Genomic DNA, 16,235 nt, shown 5'->3' on the forward strand with positions numbered 1-16,235 from the left:
CCGTTGCAGTAGCCGCTTCAATGCGCCGCAGCCCCCTGCGCGCGTGCCATAATTGACACCGCTACGTGCGGCACCTCGCGCCCTCACCATCGAGTGGAGCCGCCGCGACAGGGGAAGAGGAGCCGTGTTCAGACGCATGGATGCGACGAAGCGGAGCGATATCCTCGCCGCGCCCGTCGTCGCACTCGCCCTGGGCACCATCGGATACGGGATCTACCACCTGGTCGAGTCGCCGCCCGAATCGTGGACGCTCGTGCTCGCCGTGATCGCGAGCGTGATCATCTGCGGGCCGTTCCAGATGCACATCGGCCGTGCTCCCGGGTTCCCGCTCGTGGGCGTGACCATCGCCATACTCGCGATCCAGCCGGTGAAGGCGTCCCCGTTCCTGGGCGTCTGCATCTGGGCGATGGGCTTCGTCATCGCTCAGGCGATCATGCGCCGCGACCTGCTGCACGCACTGTATGCGACCGGTGCGAGCTCCGCAGCCGCCTTCGTCTTCGTCGCGGTCCAGACCGGCCTGGCCGGCTACGGCGTGTGGGTGCTGCCGAGCTTCCTCGTCGCGGCCGCCGCGTACTATCTCCTCCTCCTGCTCGGAGCATCCGTCCGACAGCTGCGGCGCCCCGCCCAGGAACGGGACTTCACGCTCTCCGTCGTCAGCCCGACCCGGGTCGGGCTCGTCATCCTCGTGGTCGCGCTCACGGCCACGCTCATGATCTCCGTCAATTCCTTCATCGTGCCCTGGCTCGAGAACGATCCGGGCGCGAGCCGCAGGCCCTTCGTCGTGCTGCTCACGGCGTCGCTGTTCTACGTGCTCGCTCAGCGCCAGCGGTACGCGGACATCGAGCAGCGGCTCAACGCCCTCGTCGACGCCGCAGTCGAGCTGCCGCGGGAGGCGGGGAGCGGGCTCTCCACCGCCCTCCAGAGCCGGGCGCGGTCCATCCTGCGGGCCACCGAAGTCGAGCTTCGCGCCGCGGCGCCCGAGTCCAGAGAGATCGGCGCGCCGGTGAGCCTCGAACCGGGCTCCGAACAGCACCTGGTCGCATTGCACAAGGTGGGAGGGGTGCCCTTCACGAGAGAGGACGAGCACGCGCTCGCCACTCTCGCGCACGTGGCGAACGAGGCGGCGCGCATCCAGTCCGAGGTGGACGTCCTCGAACGCCGGGCGAACAGCGACACGCTCACCGGACTGCCGAACTACGGGGCGTTCCAGAAGGCGCTCGTCGAGGCGAACGAGAACCGCCCGTACCACGAGGGCATCGCCCTGCTCTTCATCGACATCGACAACTTCAAGAAGCTCAATGACAATTTCGGCCACCGCGCGGGTGACGAACTGCTCCGGGCCGTCGCCGGCCGGCTCCAGAGCGCGGCCGGGGGCGGAGATTTCGTCTCCCGCGTCGGCGGTGACGAGTTCGTCGTCATCCTCTCGGGGCTCGTCTCCCTCGACCAGGCGAAGGAGACCGCCGACCGGATCATCGAGACGGTCAACCAGCCGCTCTCCCTCGAGGGGCAGTACATGCGGCCGATCGTCAGCGCCGGTCTCGCCTTCTCGAACCACCGCGAGCTCGACGCGCAGACTCTCGTGGAGGATGCGGACCGGACGATGCTGCAGGTCAAGCGTTCGCGGCGCCAGGGCGGGCACCTCGAGGGCAGCAGCGTGAGCGTCTCGCTGCACCGCTCGACGCGCACGAACGACATCGTCGCGCGGGCGATCCGCGGCGGCAGGCTCAGCCTCGCGTTCCAGCCGATCGTCAGCATCGAGCAGGGCAGGATCTGGGCGTTCGAGGCGCTCGTGCGCTACGTCGATCCCGAGCTCGGCCCGATCTCCCCGCCCTCGCTCGTCGCGCGGGCCAAGAGCCTCGGCCTCATGAACGAGCTCACCCAGCAGGTCATCACGAAGGCTCTCGACGCAGCGGAAGAGTTCCGCGGGCTCGAGCCCGGCATCGACTGCATGACGGTGAACCTCGAACTGGGTCAGATCAGCGAGGCCGAACTCGGGCCGTTCATCCGCACCGCGGCGGCGGCTCACCCCGATGTCTCGCTCTGCATCGAGCTCAACGAGCGCTCGCTGCGCTCGGTCACCGACGACCTGCGACGCGATGCCGAGATCATGCAGGACGCCGGGGTGATCATCGCGCTCGACGACTACGGATCCGACGACTCGCCCGTGGGTGCCCTCGTCCGTTTCCCGATGAACGTGCTCAAGATCGACAAGAGCCTCATCAGCGATCTCGAAGACGTGCGCCAGCGCGAGGTCATCAGAGCGCTGCAGGGCTTCGGCGACAATCTCAATCACACCGTGGTCGTCGAGGGCATCGAGAATCGCGCCATGGCGGACGTGCTCATCGAGCTCGGCGTGCGCGACGCGCAGGGCTACTACTTCGGCAGGCCGCTCCCGTTCGCGCAGACGATGGACCGGATCCGGCGCTGGAGCACCCAGGCGATCATCCACGGCTGAGTCCGCCCCAGCACGAACGCCCGCGCAGGCGGCCATCGCGGGCGCTCCGGGCTCGGCCGACGCTCCTGCGGGATCGCCTCAGTAGTCCAGGTCGGACTGGGACTGCGGGGTCACGTCGACTCCTCCGCTGACCCTGGCGATCGCGTCTTCGGGCACGAACTCGGGGTCCAACTCGAAGAAGGCGTCGAGCACCCCGATGAACGCGAGCGACGCGACGGACCACGTCTCGGTCTCGCCCTCGGCCGGGATGTCGAAGTGAGCCTCGACGAGAGCGGGAACCGTGGCCCGCACGATGCCGAGACCCTCGATGACGGATGCCGCTGCCACGACGAACGCCTGGTAGTCGTTGTGGAACTCGGACTTCAGACGGTAGCCGATCGTCGGCAGCACGTTGCGGTAGAAGCTCTCCATCGTCTCGACGAATGCGAGTTCGCTGGCTCGGAGCGCATCGAGCACGCGGGTGCGCTCCTCGCCCTCGGGCCACGACATGATCGTCGTGGAGAGCGCGGCGTAGGTGCGCCACTTGGCCGACGCCGTCACCACGTCGAAGTTGTACTCCGCAGCCGTGCGGATGATGTCGATGAGCACGCTCCGACGCCCCTCGACCGAGCGGAGATCGTCGACCCGTACGCTGAGATACTGCCAGGTCGTCAGCAGCGTCTCCGTATCCGCACGATCGATCTGGGCCTGGTTCGCCAGCTCGCAGAACAGATCGGTGAGGAACGCGCCGGTCGATGGCCACGTCTTGGCGAACTGCTTGGCCGAGACTCCCGCGTCGGCGGAGAGCCGCTCGATGAGCGCCAGATCGATGCCGAGAGAGAGGCCGACCGACTCGACGTGCAGGGTGGCGCTGTGCAGAACCCGGGTGCGCACCGAGTCAAGACCTGCCTGATCTCGCAGGCTGCTCGCCCGATTCCAACCGTCTACCGGCACCATTGCACCCCAATCACAACCTCGTCGTTGCTCCATCGTAGCAATTTGTCCACCTCATCGTGGGTTTTTCCGGAGCGTCCACGACACGGAGAACGGCGTCGCACCGGGTCCGACACGTCGCGCCCGGTGGTGCGACCGCCGACCGGTTTAGGGCAGAATGGGTCTTCGAACGAGTCCTTCGAGCCACGATCCGGGGGATACACGATCTGTCCACGACAGTTCAAGCTTTGCGACCTCCAGGAGGACCCCGGCGTTGTCTCACATTGATCGCAGTGTCACGAATCACGAGGTGATTCCCGTGATCGACTCGGATGTCTTCTCGGAGAACCCCACGGCTCGACTGGCAGGCGGCATGATCGCCGTCGACGGCGTGGCGCTGCCGGGTCTCGAAACCGAGTACGCCGCTCATTTCCAGCTGCGCAAGAAGGTCTACGTCGATCAGACGGGACAGCTCGCCGAGAGCGACCTGCAGGACGACGGCACGGATCGCGATCCCGACGATGCGCGATCGGTCACCTTCGCCGTGCTCGAGAATCACGAGTCGGGCGTGCGGATCCTCGGCGTGGCCCGGCTCATCCTGCGCGGGGACTCCCGGCCCCTTCCCGTCGAGGAGTTCTGCCCCGATGTTCTCGCACCGGGAGATCTCACGGGCCGGAGCGTCGAGGTCTCGCGCGTGATCGCGCGCCACGAGACCGCAGCGCTGCAGAATCTGGTGCAGTCGCACCTCTTCGCCCTCATGCTCGCCTATCTGTCGGCTCATGAGCTGGACCGCACCTTCGCGATCCTCGAGCCCTGGCTCGAGCGCCATGTGAAGGGCGTCCTGGCCATCTCGCGCATCGGAGAGGTGCGGTACGTCGAGCACTATCTCGACTACAACGTGCCCATCGAGATCGATATCGCCGCCTCGATCGAGAAGGTGAACGCTCACAACGCCGGGTTCGTGGACCAGTACCGCACCGTCGAGCCCGGTATGGCCTACTTCGGACGCACGCACAAGGGCGCCCGCAGCGAGCGCGCAGCCTGATGGCGAGAACGATCTCCTCGCCGGAATTCTCGCGCAACTACGGATTCTGGAGCGAGGCCGAGCAGCAGGCGCTGATCGCTTCGAAGGTCGCGATCGCCGGCGTGGGCGGGGATGGCTTCCAGCTGGGCCTCAAGCTCGCGCGGATGGGGGTCACCCGGTTCAGCATCGCCGACCCGGAGGTCTTCGAACCGGAGAACGTCAACCGCGTCGAGGGTGCGACCAGTTCGTCGTTCGGGCGGAACAAGGCCGAGGTCTTCCGTGACCGGGTGCTCGACATCAACCCGGACGCCGAAGTGGAGATCTTCCTGACCGGCGTCATCTCGGATAACGTCGAGCCCTTCATGCACGAGGCCTCACTGGTTCTCGACGAGTCCGAGCTGACGAAGCCCGAGATCGGCACGCTCATCGCGAGACGGGCCAGAGCGCAGGGCATTCCCGATCTGCTGGTGATGAACGTCGGGTTCGCAGCACAGGTCACCTCGTTCGCTCCATCGTCGCCGTGGACCTTCGAGCGCTTCATGGGCTTCACCGACGAGACACCGCTCGACGAGATCGCCGAGGCCGGTGTCGACCTCGCTCGCTGCCTACCGTACATCCCCGCGTACACCGATCTGCGATCGCTGCAGGCGGTCCTCGGCGAGAACGGTGCTCCTCCCGCCCCGCTCCCCTCCATCTCGGTCGGCGTCGACGTCGCCTCGGCCATCGGCAGCACTCAAGCACTCCTGCATCTGACCGCCGGCGTCGCGAACCGCCGCCGCTCCCCCGTATGGGCCCCGCGTGTGGCCTACACCGACGCCTATCAGCTGCGAACCCGCGTTCTGCGGGCGGGCAGACCCTCTCACACGCGCCACCTGCTGCTCGCGGCGGCGCGGCAGAGGCTCGGACTCAACCCGCGGGGCAGCTACACCCTCGCGGACATCGAGCGCCGTGCCTCGCGCGGCGTCGAAACCCGCTGAGATACTCCGAGAGCCATCATGCCCCGACGTCGCAGGTTCCCAAACCTCATCGCATCGAGGGTAGACCTTCGCGCGTCAGTAGTTGTCGCCAACCCTCGGTTTTGGCGACAACTACTGACGCGCGAGCAGAGGAGGCACGGGGCGGGGCCCCTGGTAACCCGGGCCCGCATGAAAACAAAAACGGTGAGGTCCGAACCCTCCCAAGAGTGAAACTCTCGTCGAGGGTTCGAGCCTCACCGCATCAGGGTGGACGACGGGACTTGAACCCGCGACCACCGGCACCACAAGCCGGTGCTCTACCAACTGAGCTACGCCCACCATGCTGTCCCCTGAACGCCGAGGCGAACGAGGCAACCCCACGATCATAGCCCATTCCCAGCCCGCTTCGCCAACCGGTGCGCGCCGGGCGTGTACGAGCGCCGATCCGCTGATCTCCCGCCCGTTCCCAACCGCTTTCTGTGTAGGGTGAAACCATGCTCGAGATGTCGCACGAGGAGTTCGAGTCGATGGTCGCTGACGGCCTCGACTCGCTGCACGATGACATGCTCGAGCAGCTCGACAACGTCATATTCCTCGTCGAGGACCGTCCGACCGACGGCAGCGACGTCCTCGGCATCTACGAGGGATTCTCTCTCGCGGAGCGCAACATCTACGGCTACGGCGAGGAGCCGGACCGCATCATCCTCTTCCGCGAGAACCTGCTCGAGCATTGCGCCGATCACGAAGAGCTGGTCAAGGAGATCCGCATCACGCTCGTGCACGAGATCGCGCACTTCTACGGCATCACCGAGGAGCGCATTCATGAACTCGGGTGGGGGTGAGCCGGTGGTCAGCGTGAGTGCCACGAGCACCGAGGCGGGCACCGAAGCCGGCGAGCAGATCCGCTCCATCCCCGAGCGCATCTGGCAGACCGTGGTGTGGGACGATCCGGTGAATCTGATGTCGTACGTGTCGTACGTCTTCCAGACCCACTTCGGCTTCGATCGCGCGCACGCCGAGGAGCTGATGCTGCGTGTGCATCACCGGGGCAGCGCGGTCGTCGCCGAGGGGGCGCGCGAGGCGATGGAGATGCACGTCGAGGCGATGCACGGCTACGGCCTCTGGGCCACGGTGCGGCAGGGGGGCGACGCATGAAGCTGCTGCCGCTGCCGGGAGGCGACCTCAGGCTGCTGCTCGACCCGGACGAGGCGGCGATGCTCGACCAGCTGATTTCGCAGCTCACGCAGCTGCTGCAGAGCCACAGCAGCACCGCCCTGGATCCCGACCCGCTCTTCGCGAGCCTGGAGGTCGGCGGTTCGGACGAACCTCCCGAGGATCCCGCGCTCGCGCGCCTCTTCCCCGATGCCTACGAGGGCGACGGCGAGGCGACGCAGTTCCGGCGCGTCACCGAGCAGGGGCTGCTGAACCGCAAGCTGCAGGACGCCATGCAGGTCACCTCGGCTCTCGGGCTCGGCGGCGGCGTACCCGGTGAGGCGGAGTACATCGAGGTCGACATATCCACCGAGACGCTGCCCGCCTGGGTGCGCACGGTCACTGCGCTGCGCCTCGCCATCGCGGCGCGGATCGGCCTCGAATCAACCGACGATCACGCGCGGCTGATCGCCGACGAGGAGACCCGGGGCACGGTGCTGGTCTTCGACTGGCTCGCCGCGATCCTCGAGTCCGTGCTCACGATCATGGCGACGCAGCACACCCTCGACGAGGAGTGATCGAGGCCGCGTGTTCGAGGCTGAGGCACCCGAGGCTGGATCCGATATCGCCCTACGGCTCCTGCAGGGACCGCGGATCCACGACCTCACCCCGCCCCGTGAGCAGACTCGCAGAGGTCACCCCGGCGCCGCCGAAGCGTCCGCGCACGTCGTCCACGGCCTGGTCGACCGCGCGCCACCCATCGTCATCGCTCCACAGCGCCGCGGGATCGCTCCCCTCCTCGAGCAGCTGCTCGGCCCGCACGCCGATCAGGCGCACCGGCCGGCCGGAGGCGCCGAGCGCCTCGAAGAGCTCGGTCGCCGTGCGATAGATGCGCTGCGTCGAGTGGGTGGCCTCGCCCAGCGTGCGCGAGCGGGTCACGGTCTCGAAGCTCTCCCAGCGCACCTTGATCGAGATCGTACGAGCCTCGATCCCGGCTGCCCGCAACCGCTCGCCCGTGCGCGTGGAGAGTCGCAGCAGTTCGCGCTGCAGCACCGTCGGATCCACCACGTCCTGCGCGAAGGTCTCCTCGTGCCCGATGCTCTTCTCGATGCGGGAGGTCTCCACTCGCCTCGCGTCGCGTCCGTTCGCGAGGTCGTGGAGGCGGCGTGCACTCGCGACGCCGACGACACGTTCGAGCGACGGCAGCGGCTCACGCGCCAGATCGGCGACGGTGTGGATGGCGCGCGCCCTGAGGGCTTTCGCAGTGGCCTGCCCGACACCCCACATCGCCTCGACCGGCAACGGATGCAGGAACTCGAGCGTGCGCTGCGGGGGCACCTCGAGCACACCGTCGGGCTTGGCGCGCTGCGAGGCCAGCTTCGCGATGAACTTGGTGCCCGCGAGCCCCACCGAGGCCGGGAGACCGGTGCGATCCCGCACGCGTTCGCGCAGCTGCCGCGCGATCTCGGCCGGAGATCCGAACAGGCGCACGGATCCCTCGACGTCGAGAAACGCCTCATCGATGCTGAGCGGCTCCACGAGCGGCGTGAACTCCTCGAAGACCGACATCACGGCCCTCGAGGCGCGCCGGTACTTCTCGAAGGTCGGCGGCACCAGGACCAGCTGCGGGCAGAGCTGCTTGGCCCGCGCCACCGGCATCGCCGAGCGCACGCCGAAGCGCCGGGCCTCGTAGCTCGCGCTCGACACGACCGAGCGCGCGGTGTCGTGCGCGGCGGCGACCGGAAGCCCGCGCAGCTCCGGCCGGTCGAGCAGCTCGACCGACACGAAGAAGGAATCCATGTCGACGTGCAGGATGGAGGCGGAGCTTCGAGACCCGGCTGGCACGGCCGCGCTTCGGGATCCTGTCTCCCCCGGCGATCCGTTCATGCCTCCATTGCACCACACGCCGCCGACAGCGGACTTGAAACCCGGTACCGGACTCGGCCATGCTGGCTGCATACGACATGCTGGATGGACGGAGCGCTTCGAGCGCACGGGAGTCGAGCGGAGGGCGGAGCACGTGGCTGATCGGACACCTGCGGTACGGAACGGCGTCGGGGCGCTGCGGGATAGACCGTCCGCCGACGTCCTCATCATCGGCGGCGGCATCAACGGCATCGCGACCTTCCGCGAGCTCGCGCTGCAGGGCGTCGATGTCGCCCTCGTCGAGCGGGGCGACTTCGTCTCCGGCGCGTCCTCCGCATCGAGCCACATGGTGCACGGCGGCATCCGCTATCTCGAGAACGGCGAGTTCCGCCTCGTGAAGGAGGCGGTGCAGGAGCGCAACCGGCTGACCCGCAACGCGCCGCACTACGTGAAGCCGTTGCAGACCACGATCCCGATCTTCTCGACGTTCTCGGGTGTGCTGACGGCCCCGTTCCGGCTGCTCGTCACGCACGGGCGCGGGAAGCCGCGCGAGCGCGGCGCTCTGCTCATCAAGATCGGCCTGGTGCTCTACGACACCTTCTCGCGAGGCGGCGGACGCGTGCCCCGGCACCGTTTCCGGGGTCGGGATCGCTCGCTGCGCGAGCTTCCGCGGCTCACCCCGTCGCTCAAGTACACCGCGACCTACTTCGACGCCTCCATGCACAGTCCGGAGCGGCTCGCGCTCGATGTGCTCTACGACGGCACGGCCGCTGGTGGCGAGCGCGGCCGCGCCGCGAACTACGTCTCGGCCGTCGCCGGGATCCCGGACGGCGTGCGACTGCGGGACGAGGTCTCCGGCGACGAGTTCGATTTCGGCGCGCGCGTGGTGATCAACACGAGCGGCCCCTGGACCGACCTGACGAACGAGGCCCTCGGCCATCCCACCTCCTACATGGGCGGCACGAAGGGCTCGCACATCGTGCTCGACCATCCGGAGCTGCTCGAGGCCACGGGTGGTCGGGAGATCTTCTTCGAGCACTCCGACGGACGCATCGTGCTCATCTACCCCCTCAAGGAGCGGGTACTCGTGGGCACGACCGACATCGACGCGGATCCTCGCGAGCCGAGCCGCTGCACGGACGATGAGGTCGACTACTTCTTCGACCTCATCGGCCACGTCTTCCCGACGATCCGGGTCGACCGCTCGCAGATCGTCTACACCTTCTCGGGCATCCGACCGCTCCCCCGGCACGACGACACCGTACCCGGCTTCGTGTCTCGCGACTACCGCATCGAGCACGGCTGGATCGGCCGTGTGCGCACGCTCAGCCTGGTCGGCGGCAAGTGGACGACCTTCCGCGCGCTCGGCGAGCACATGGGCGATGAGGCGCTCGCGCTGCTCGGCGCGGAGCGGATCTCGAGCACCCGCACCACGCCCATCGGCGGCGGGGCGGGCTTCCCCACCGATCGCGCCTCCCGGCGCATCTGGACGGCGAAGCACGGCCGAGGGCTCGATCCGCAGCTCGTCTCGACGCTGCTCGACCGCTACGGCACGAAGGCGTCCGAGGTGCTGGACGCGCTGCCGACCGCTCCCACGGAAGTCGAGGGGCTGCCGGGATACTCCGTCGAGGAGCTCGCCCACCTCGCCGCGCAGGAGGACGTGGTGCACCTCGACGACCTGCTGCTGCGACGCACCTCGATCGCCTTCGTCGGCGGGCTGACCCGTGCCGGGCTCCTCGCCGCCGCCGGGGCGATCGCCCCGCCGCTCGGGTGGACCTCCGAGCGCTGCGAGGAAGAGGTCCTGCGCACCGAGGCGCTGCTGCTGCGGGAGCACCGGGTGGCACTCGGCCGGCCGGGCATCGCCCCGCTCGACTGACCGGGATCCGACCACGGCGCAGACGCGCTTCCAACGAAGGAGGAATGCATGGCCGACTACGTCATCGCGATCGACCAGGGCACGACGTCGACGCGGGCCATCATCTTCGATCGCGCGGGATCACCGGTCGCGATCGGACAGCGGGAGCATGAGCAGATCATGCCGCAGGCCGGTTGGGTCGAGCACGACCCCCTCGAGATCTGGCGCAACGCGCAGGAGGTGATCGGCATCGCGCTCGGTCGCGCCGACCTCACGCGCCACGACATCGCCGCGGTCGGCATCACCAACCAGCGCGAGACCGCCATCGTGTGGAACCGGACCACGGGCCGGCCCGTCTACAACGCGATCGTGTGGCAGGACACCCGCACTCAGGACATCGTCGATCGTCTCGCGGCGGACGGCGGCATCGATCGTTTCAAGGAGGTCGTGGGGCTCCCGCTCGCCACCTACTTCTCGGGCACGAAGATCGTCTGGATCCTCGAGAACGTCGACGGAGCCCGAGAAGCGGCCGAGGCCGGGGATCTGCTCTTCGGCACCGCCGACTGCTGGGTGCTGTGGAACCTCACCGGCGGCCCGGAGGGCGGCGTGCACGTCACCGACGCCACGAACGCCTCGCGCACCCTGTTCATGGACCTGCGGACGCTCGAGTGGCGCGACGACATCCTCGAGGCCTTCGGCGTGCCGCGCTCGATGCTGCCCGAGATCAAATCCTCCTCCGAGGTGTACGGCCTTGCCGAGAGCTCCTCACTCCTGCGCGAGACCCCGATAGCGGGCATCCTGGGCGACCAGCAGGCGGCCACCTTCGGTCAGGCGGCGTTCGGCGCGGGCGAGAGCAAGAACACCTACGGCACCGGCTGCTTCCTGATCTTCAACACCGGCCGGGAGATCGTCCACTCGCAGAACGGGCTGCTGACGACCGTGGGCTACCGGCTCGGCGACGGCCCCGCGCACTACGCGCTCGAGGGCTCGATCGCGGTGACCGGTTCGCTGATCCAGTGGCTGCGGGATCAGCTCGGGATCATCGACTCCGCCTCGGAGATCGAACCGCTCGCGGCGAGCGTGCCCGACAGCGGCGGCGTCTGCGTCGTGCCCGCCTTCTCAGGGCTCTTCGCGCCGTACTGGCGCCCGGATGCCCGCGGCGCGATCGTGGGGTTGACCCGCTATGCGAACCGGAGGCACATCGCGCGCGGCGCGCTCGAGGCGGTCGCATTCCAGACCCGCGACGTGCTCGACGCCGTCAATGCCGATGTCACCGCCGCCGGCGGGGTGCCGCTCTCCGAGCTTCGGGTGGACGGGGGCATGGTGGTGAACGACCTCCTCATGCAGTTCCAGGCGGACGTGCTGGGCGTGCCGGTGGTGCGTCCCGTGGTTGCGGAGACCACCGCGCTCGGCGCCGCCTACGCAGCGGGCCTGGCCGTGGGATTCTGGAGCGGGCTCGGCGAGCTCTCGGCCAACTGGCGCGAGGATCACCGCTGGGAGCCGCGCCTCGACGCCGCGGAGCGGGAGCGGCGTCTGCGAGTGTGGCGCAAGGCCGTGACGAAGTCGATGGACTGGGTCGACGACGACGTGCGGGAGTAGCTCCCCGCCGGTCGAGCGAGCCGCAGGCGAGTCGAAACCCCACCCGCTGGTTGAGCGAGCGGAGCGAGTCGAAACCCGGGGTGCGAGGTTTCGACTCGTCGCTGCGCTCCTCGCTCAACCGGCAGGGGATCCGCTCCCTCGACCGGCGAGCACGCCTCTCGCTACTGTCCCGCGCGCTCCAGCACGATCTCGCGCACCTTGGCCGCGTCGGCCTGGCCGCGCATCGCCTTCATCACGGCGCCGATGATTGCGCCGGCGGCCTGCACCTTGCCGTCGCGGATCTTCGCGAGCACGTCGGGCTGCTCGGCGAGCGCCGCATCCACGGCCTCGATGAGCGCTCCGTCGTCCGACACGATCGCGAGGCCGCGGGCCTCCACGATCTCGGCGGCGGTGCCTTCGCCGTCGATGATGCCGGCGAGCACCTGGCGTGCGAGCTTGTCGTTGAGCGTGCCGGCGTCGACCAGCTCGACCACCGACGCGATCTGCGCGGGTGTGATGAGGTCCGACGGCACCGCCGAGCGCTCGTTCGCGATGCGGGCGATCTCACCGGTCCACCACTTGCGCGCGGTCTGAGGCGGCACGCCCTCGGCGACGGTCGCCTCGATCACCTGGGTGAGACCGGCGTTCACCACGTCCTGGAACTCGAGCGCGGAGAAGCCCCACTCGGCCCGCAGACGGCGGCGGCGCAGCGTCGGATGCTCCGGCAGCTCGACGCGCAGCTCCTCGATCAGTTCGCGCGACGGCGTGAGCGGTGCGAGGTCCGGCTCCGGGAAGTACCGGTAGTCGTCGGCATCGCTCTTGGGGCGACCCGGGGAGGTCTCCCCCGTGTCCTCGTGCCAGTGGCGCGTCTCCTGCGTGATCGATCCGCCCTCCGCAAGGATCGCGGCCTGGCGCTGGATCTCGAAGCGCACCGCCCGCTCCACCGAGCGCAGCGAGTTCACGTTCTTCGTCTCGGTGCGGGTGCCGAGCACCGACATCCCGGCATCCTCGTTGCCGCGCGGACGCAGCGACACGTTCGCGTCGCAGCGCAGGTTGCCGCGCTCCATGCGCGCGTCGGAGATGCCGAGCGCGATCACGATCTCGCGGATCGTCGCAACGTAGGCCGCCGCGATCTCGGGGGTGTCCGCCTCCCCGCCGAAGACGGGTCGGGTCACGATCTCGACGAGCGGCACGCCGGCGCGGTTGTAGTCGACGAGCGAGTACTCCGCACCCTGGATGCGCCCGGTCGATCCGCCGACGTGATTGAGCTTGCCGGCGTCCTCCTCCATGTGCGCGCGCTCGATCGGCACGTGCACCACGCGCCCCGAGGCGATCTCGATCTCGACGGAGCCGTCGAAGGCGATCGGATCGTCGTACTGCGAGATCTGGTAGTTCTTCGCCATGTCGGGGTAGAAGTAGTTCTTGCGCGCGAAGCCCGACACCTCGGCGATCTCGCAGCCCAGCGCGAGGCCGAGGCTGAGCGAGTAGCGCACTGCCTGCTCGTTGACCACGGGCAGCGCGCCCGGCAGGCCGAGGCACACCGGCGTGAGGTTGGTGTTGGGGTCGGAGCCGAAGACGTTGGGGGCCGAGGAGAACATCTTCGTCTTCGTGTTCAGCTCGACGTGCACCTCGAGACCGATCACCGGTTCGAAGAGCTCGAGAGCCCGGTCGAAGTCCATGAGCTTGGTCTTGGCCATCAGCGGGCCTCCCCTTCGAACGCCGGAGTCTGTTCCCAGAATGCCCGTCCATCACGAGCGGTGATGAGGCTCTCGATCGCCGAACCGGCCCGGTAGAGCCGGGCGTCCTCGAACGCGGGCGCCATGAGCTGCAGGCCGACCGGCAGGCCGTCCTCGCCCGCGGTGCCGATGGGCAGGCTGAGGCCCGGGATCCCGGCGAGGTTCGCGGGGATCGTGGTCGCGTCGTTGAGGTAGTCCTGCAGCGGATCCCCGCCGTGCGCGCCCAGCTGCCACGCCGTGGTGGGGGCGGTCGGCGAGGCGATCACATCGACCCGCTCGAAGGCCGCGGCGAAGTCGCGCTGGATCAGCGTGCGCACCTTCTGCGCGCTGCCGTAGTAGGCGTCGTAGTATCCGGCCGACAACGCGTAGGTGCCGAGGATGATGCGGCGCTTCACCTCGGCGCCGAAGCCCGCGGCGCGCGACTCGCTCATCACGGTCTCGACCGTGCCGCCGCCGGCCGGCGTGACACGCAGGCCGAAGCGCACCGAGTCGTACTTCGCGAGGTTGCTCGAGGCCTCCGCCGGCAGGATCAGGTAGTACGCCGCCACCGCGTACTCGAAGTGCGGGGCGTCGATCTCGACGATCTCCGCGCCCTGCGCTTCGAGCAGGGCGAGCGACTCCTCGAAGCGCGCCTTGACGCCCGGCTGCACGCCGTCGAGCATGAGCTGCTTCACGACCCCGACACGCAGTCCCCTGAGGGAGTCCGGATCGGCGCCGCCGCGCGCCGCTGCGGCCATCGACGGCCAGGCGAAGTCGAGCGAGGTCGAGTCGTGATGATCGTGACCGGCGACGACGTCGTGCAGGAGCGCGGTGTCGAGCACGGTGCGCGCGCAGGGGCCGATCTGGTCCAGAGACGAGGCGAGCGCGATGGCGCCGTAGCGGCTGACCCCGCCGTAGGTGGGCTTGGCGCCCACGGTGCCGGTGAGCGCTGCGGGCTGACGGATCGATCCGCCCGTATCGGAACCGAGCGCGAGCGGGGCCTCGAAGGCGCCGACCGCCACTGCGGAGCCGCCGCCGGAGCCGCCCGGAACGCGATCGGTCGCCCACTGGCTGCGGGTCGGGCCGTAGGCGGAGTTCTCCGTGGAGGAGCCCATGGCGAACTCGTCCATGTTGGTCTTGCCGATGTTCACCAGACCGGCCGCGCGAGCCTTCGCCACCGCGGTCGCGTCGTAGGGCGAGCGGTACCCCTCGAGGATCCGGGAACCGGAGGTGGAGGGCATGTCGGTCGTGACCAGCACGTCCTTGATCGCGAGCGGCACGCCCGCGAGCTCGCCCAGGGCCTCGCCCCTGGCGCGGCGCGCATCGATCGCGCGCGCCGCAGCGAGCGATGCCTCCGCGTCGGTCGCGAGGAAGGCGTTCAGCTCGCCGTCCACGGCCGCGATGCGGTCGAGGTGGGCGCGCGTCGCCTCCTCGGAGGAGACCTCGCCCGAGGCGAGCTTCGCGGCGAGGTCCGCCGCGGTGAGATGGATCAACTCAGTCATCTGTTCTCCCTCCCCTACTGCTCTTCGCCGAGAATCGAGGACACCTTGAACATGCCCTCGGCGGCCTCAGGCGCGTTCTCGAGCGCCTGCTCACCGGTCAGCACGTCGGCGATCTCGTCGCGCCGCATCACGTTGTTCAGAGGGATCGGGTGGCTCGTCGCGGGCACATCGTCGCGCGCCACCTCGCTGACCTTGGCGATGTTGGCGAGGATCGAGTCGAGCTCTGTGGTGAGCGACTCGATCTCCGCGTCGGTGAGTGCGATCCGGGCGAGACCGGCGAGATGCTGCACGGTCTCGGCCGTGATCTCTCCGGTCGCCGCGGCGCGTTCTGCCGCAGGGGTTTCAGACATGCTGCTCCATCATGACGTCGGGAGTGGGAGGTTCGGTGCCGAGCGCGCTGCGAGCGGTCTCGGCGAACCACACCATCCTATCGAGGCGGGAACGGCGGAAGCTCCGCAGTGCGCGATCCGTCGACGTTCCAGAATCCCGAGCACCCGCGACGGTGGCTCGACACCAGGTGCGCGTCCACGATCCCGGTGGCGGTCATCAGCGCGTACACCGTGGTCGGCCCCACGAACGAGAAACCGCGACGCTTGAGCTCCTTCGCGAGGGCCTGTGATTCGGGCGAGGTGCTGGGCACCTGGTCGTCGCGCTCCGGTGCGGGCGATCGCTCGGGCATGTACGACCAGAGCAGCCCGGCCAGCCCCTGGCCGGGCTGCTCGCGCAGTCGCAGCACGGCTTGCGCGTTGCGCACCGTCGCCGAGATCTTCAGCCGGTTGCGGATGATCCCGGCGTCCGCGAGCAGGCGCTCCACGTCGGCTTCACCGTACCCCGCGACGCGCTCGGGGTCGAAACCGTCGAACGCCTCCCGGAACGCCTCCCGTTTGCGCAGTATCGTGAGCCACGAGAGCCCCGACTGGAACGCCTCGAGGCTCAGCCGCTCGAACAGTTCGGTCTCGCCGAAGACCGGCATCCCCCACTCGGTGTCGTAGTAGTCGGCGAGCAGCGGGTCGGTCTCCGCCCATGCCGCGCGGCGCGGCGCATCGACGGGCGCATCGGCTCCGATGCCTCCCGGGTCTGCTGTGGTGTTCTGAGCCATTCGCGGTCCTTCCAAGACGGTGACGGATGCTTTCCCCTGTTCCCGCACTGAGCTATGGGACTCAGGCTAGTGACGCGCGACTCGTGGCGCGGGCCCGATTCCGAATCTGTGGATAACTTCC

The 16,235-nt window shown here is 68.8% G+C and carries 14 protein-coding genes and 1 tRNA gene; 8 read left to right on the plus strand and 7 right to left on the minus strand.

Annotated elements, in window-relative coordinates; all coding sequences use genetic code 11:
* Positions 1–136: 136 nt before the first annotated feature.
* The gene (locus AMS65_RS06785) at positions 137–2,455 is read left to right on the plus strand and encodes a putative bifunctional diguanylate cyclase/phosphodiesterase (protein WP_053383418.1); all 2,319 of its coding nucleotides are present in this window, start codon (positions 137–139) and stop codon (positions 2,453–2,455) included.
* A gap of 78 nt (positions 2,456–2,533) precedes the next feature.
* On the opposite strand, the gene AMS65_RS06790 is transcribed toward AMS65_RS06785, so the two are convergent.
* A complete protein-coding gene (locus AMS65_RS06790) occupies positions 2,534–3,328 on the minus strand; it encodes a hypothetical protein (RefSeq protein WP_157502131.1) in 795 nt (264 codons plus the stop codon).
* A 358-nt stretch (positions 3,329–3,686) separates the two neighbouring features.
* Between AMS65_RS06790 and AMS65_RS06795 the strand changes: the two genes are divergently transcribed.
* Both AMS65_RS06795 and AMS65_RS06800 read left to right on the plus strand, forming a co-directional pair.
* Complete coding sequence (locus AMS65_RS06795) at positions 3,687–4,412, plus strand: N-acyl amino acid synthase FeeM domain-containing protein (RefSeq protein ID WP_241489368.1); 726 nt, start codon at positions 3,687–3,689, stop codon at positions 4,410–4,412.
* Positions 4,412–5,368, plus strand: a complete 957-nt coding sequence (locus tag AMS65_RS06800; protein WP_053383420.1) for a ThiF family adenylyltransferase — start codon at positions 4,412–4,414, stop codon at positions 5,366–5,368. The genes AMS65_RS06795 and AMS65_RS06800 overlap by 1 nt, the downstream gene beginning before the upstream one ends.
* A gap of 245 nt (positions 5,369–5,613) precedes the next feature.
* Here the strand turns inward: AMS65_RS06800 and AMS65_RS06805 are convergent.
* Positions 5,614–5,686 (minus strand) — tRNA-His (locus AMS65_RS06805).
* Positions 5,687–5,841: 155 nt separating this feature from the next.
* Here AMS65_RS06805 and AMS65_RS06810 point away from each other — a divergent pair.
* Genes AMS65_RS06810 through AMS65_RS06820 form a run of 3 tightly spaced genes read left to right on the plus strand, consistent with a single transcriptional unit; the run spans position 5,842 to position 7,077 of the window.
* Positions 5,842–6,189 (plus strand): metallopeptidase family protein, encoded by a 348-nt coding sequence (locus AMS65_RS06810; protein WP_053383421.1) that lies wholly within the window; start codon positions 5,842–5,844, stop codon positions 6,187–6,189.
* The gene (gene clpS / locus AMS65_RS06815; protein WP_053383422.1) at positions 6,170–6,502 is read left to right on the plus strand and encodes an ATP-dependent Clp protease adapter ClpS; all 333 of its coding nucleotides are present in this window, start codon (positions 6,170–6,172) and stop codon (positions 6,500–6,502) included. The genes AMS65_RS06810 and clpS overlap by 20 nt, the downstream gene beginning before the upstream one ends.
* On the plus strand, positions 6,499–7,077 hold the full coding sequence (locus AMS65_RS06820) for a DUF2017 family protein (RefSeq protein ID WP_053383423.1): 579 nt from the start codon (positions 6,499–6,501) through the stop codon (positions 7,075–7,077). The genes clpS and AMS65_RS06820 overlap by 4 nt, the downstream gene beginning before the upstream one ends.
* Before the next feature lie 52 nt (positions 7,078–7,129).
* Here the strand turns inward: AMS65_RS06820 and dinB are convergent, their stop codons facing one another.
* Positions 7,130–8,386 carry a DNA polymerase IV gene (gene dinB, locus AMS65_RS06825; protein ID WP_053383424.1) on the minus strand — a complete coding sequence of 419 codons (1,257 nt, stop codon included), beginning with the start codon at positions 8,384–8,386 and terminating at the stop codon, positions 7,130–7,132.
* A gap of 133 nt (positions 8,387–8,519) precedes the next feature.
* Between dinB and AMS65_RS06830 the strand changes: the two genes are divergently transcribed.
* Positions 8,520–10,241: a glycerol-3-phosphate dehydrogenase/oxidase gene (locus tag AMS65_RS06830; RefSeq protein WP_053383425.1), complete on the plus strand. Its 1,722-nt coding sequence runs from the start codon at positions 8,520–8,522 to the stop codon at positions 10,239–10,241.
* A gap of 48 nt (positions 10,242–10,289) precedes the next feature.
* Positions 10,290–11,819: a glycerol kinase GlpK gene (gene glpK, locus AMS65_RS06835; RefSeq protein ID WP_053383426.1), complete on the plus strand. Its 1,530-nt coding sequence runs from the start codon at positions 10,290–10,292 to the stop codon at positions 11,817–11,819.
* A gap of 161 nt (positions 11,820–11,980) precedes the next feature.
* Here glpK and gatB read toward each other — a convergent pair whose 3' ends face one another.
* The 4 genes from gatB to AMS65_RS06855 all read right to left on the minus strand — a co-directional run bounded on the left by gatB (position 11,981) and on the right by AMS65_RS06855 (position 16,114).
* Positions 11,981–13,495 carry an Asp-tRNA(Asn)/Glu-tRNA(Gln) amidotransferase subunit GatB gene (gene gatB / locus AMS65_RS06840; protein ID WP_053383427.1) on the minus strand — a complete coding sequence of 505 codons (1,515 nt, stop codon included), beginning with the start codon at positions 13,493–13,495 and terminating at the stop codon, positions 11,981–11,983.
* Positions 13,495–15,015: an Asp-tRNA(Asn)/Glu-tRNA(Gln) amidotransferase subunit GatA gene (gene gatA, locus AMS65_RS06845; protein ID WP_053383428.1), complete on the minus strand. Its 1,521-nt coding sequence runs from the start codon at positions 15,013–15,015 to the stop codon at positions 13,495–13,497. Before gatA ends, gatB begins: the two co-directional genes overlap by 1 nt.
* A 14-nt stretch (positions 15,016–15,029) precedes the next feature.
* Positions 15,030–15,365, minus strand: coding sequence for an Asp-tRNA(Asn)/Glu-tRNA(Gln) amidotransferase subunit GatC (gene gatC / locus AMS65_RS06850; RefSeq protein ID WP_075200889.1), 336 nt, complete (start codon positions 15,363–15,365; stop codon positions 15,030–15,032).
* Positions 15,366–15,442: 77 nt separating this feature from the next.
* Entirely contained in the window at positions 15,443–16,114 is a 672-nt protein-coding gene (locus tag AMS65_RS06855; protein WP_075200890.1) for a DNA-3-methyladenine glycosylase I, read from the minus strand.
* Positions 16,115–16,235 lie beyond the last annotated feature (121 nt).

The sequence above is a fragment of the Leucobacter celer subsp. astrifaciens genome (assembly GCF_001273835.1).
GTDB lineage: Bacteria > Actinomycetota > Actinomycetes > Actinomycetales > Microbacteriaceae > Leucobacter > Leucobacter celer.

Bases quoted from the DNA above. Each gene is read 5' to 3' on its own strand.
- gatC (WP_075200889.1), bottom strand. From the start codon at position 15,365: ATGTCTGAAACCCCTGCGGCAGAACGCGCCGCGGCGACCGGAGAGATC.
- gatA (WP_053383428.1), bottom strand. From the start codon at position 15,015: ATGACTGAGTTGATCCATCTCACCGCGGCGGACCTCGCCGCGAAGCTC.
- glpK (WP_053383426.1), top strand. From the start codon at position 10,290: ATGGCCGACTACGTCATCGCGATCGACCAGGGCACGACGTCGACGCGG.
- AMS65_RS06800 (WP_053383420.1), top strand. From the start codon at position 4,412: ATGGCGAGAACGATCTCCTCGCCGGAATTCTCGCGCAACTACGGATTC.
- AMS65_RS06810 (WP_053383421.1), top strand. From the start codon at position 5,842: ATGCTCGAGATGTCGCACGAGGAGTTCGAGTCGATGGTCGCTGACGGC.
- AMS65_RS06855 (WP_075200890.1), bottom strand. From the start codon at position 16,114: ATGGCTCAGAACACCACAGCAGACCCGGGAGGCATCGGAGCCGATGCG.
- AMS65_RS06785 (WP_053383418.1), top strand. From the start codon at position 137: ATGGATGCGACGAAGCGGAGCGATATCCTCGCCGCGCCCGTCGTCGCA.
- AMS65_RS06820 (WP_053383423.1), top strand. From the start codon at position 6,499: ATGAAGCTGCTGCCGCTGCCGGGAGGCGACCTCAGGCTGCTGCTCGAC.
- gatB (WP_053383427.1), bottom strand. From the start codon at position 13,495: ATGGCCAAGACCAAGCTCATGGACTTCGACCGGGCTCTCGAGCTCTTC.
- dinB (WP_053383424.1), bottom strand. From the start codon at position 8,386: ATGAACGGATCGCCGGGGGAGACAGGATCCCGAAGCGCGGCCGTGCCA.
- clpS (WP_053383422.1), top strand. From the start codon at position 6,170: ATGAACTCGGGTGGGGGTGAGCCGGTGGTCAGCGTGAGTGCCACGAGC.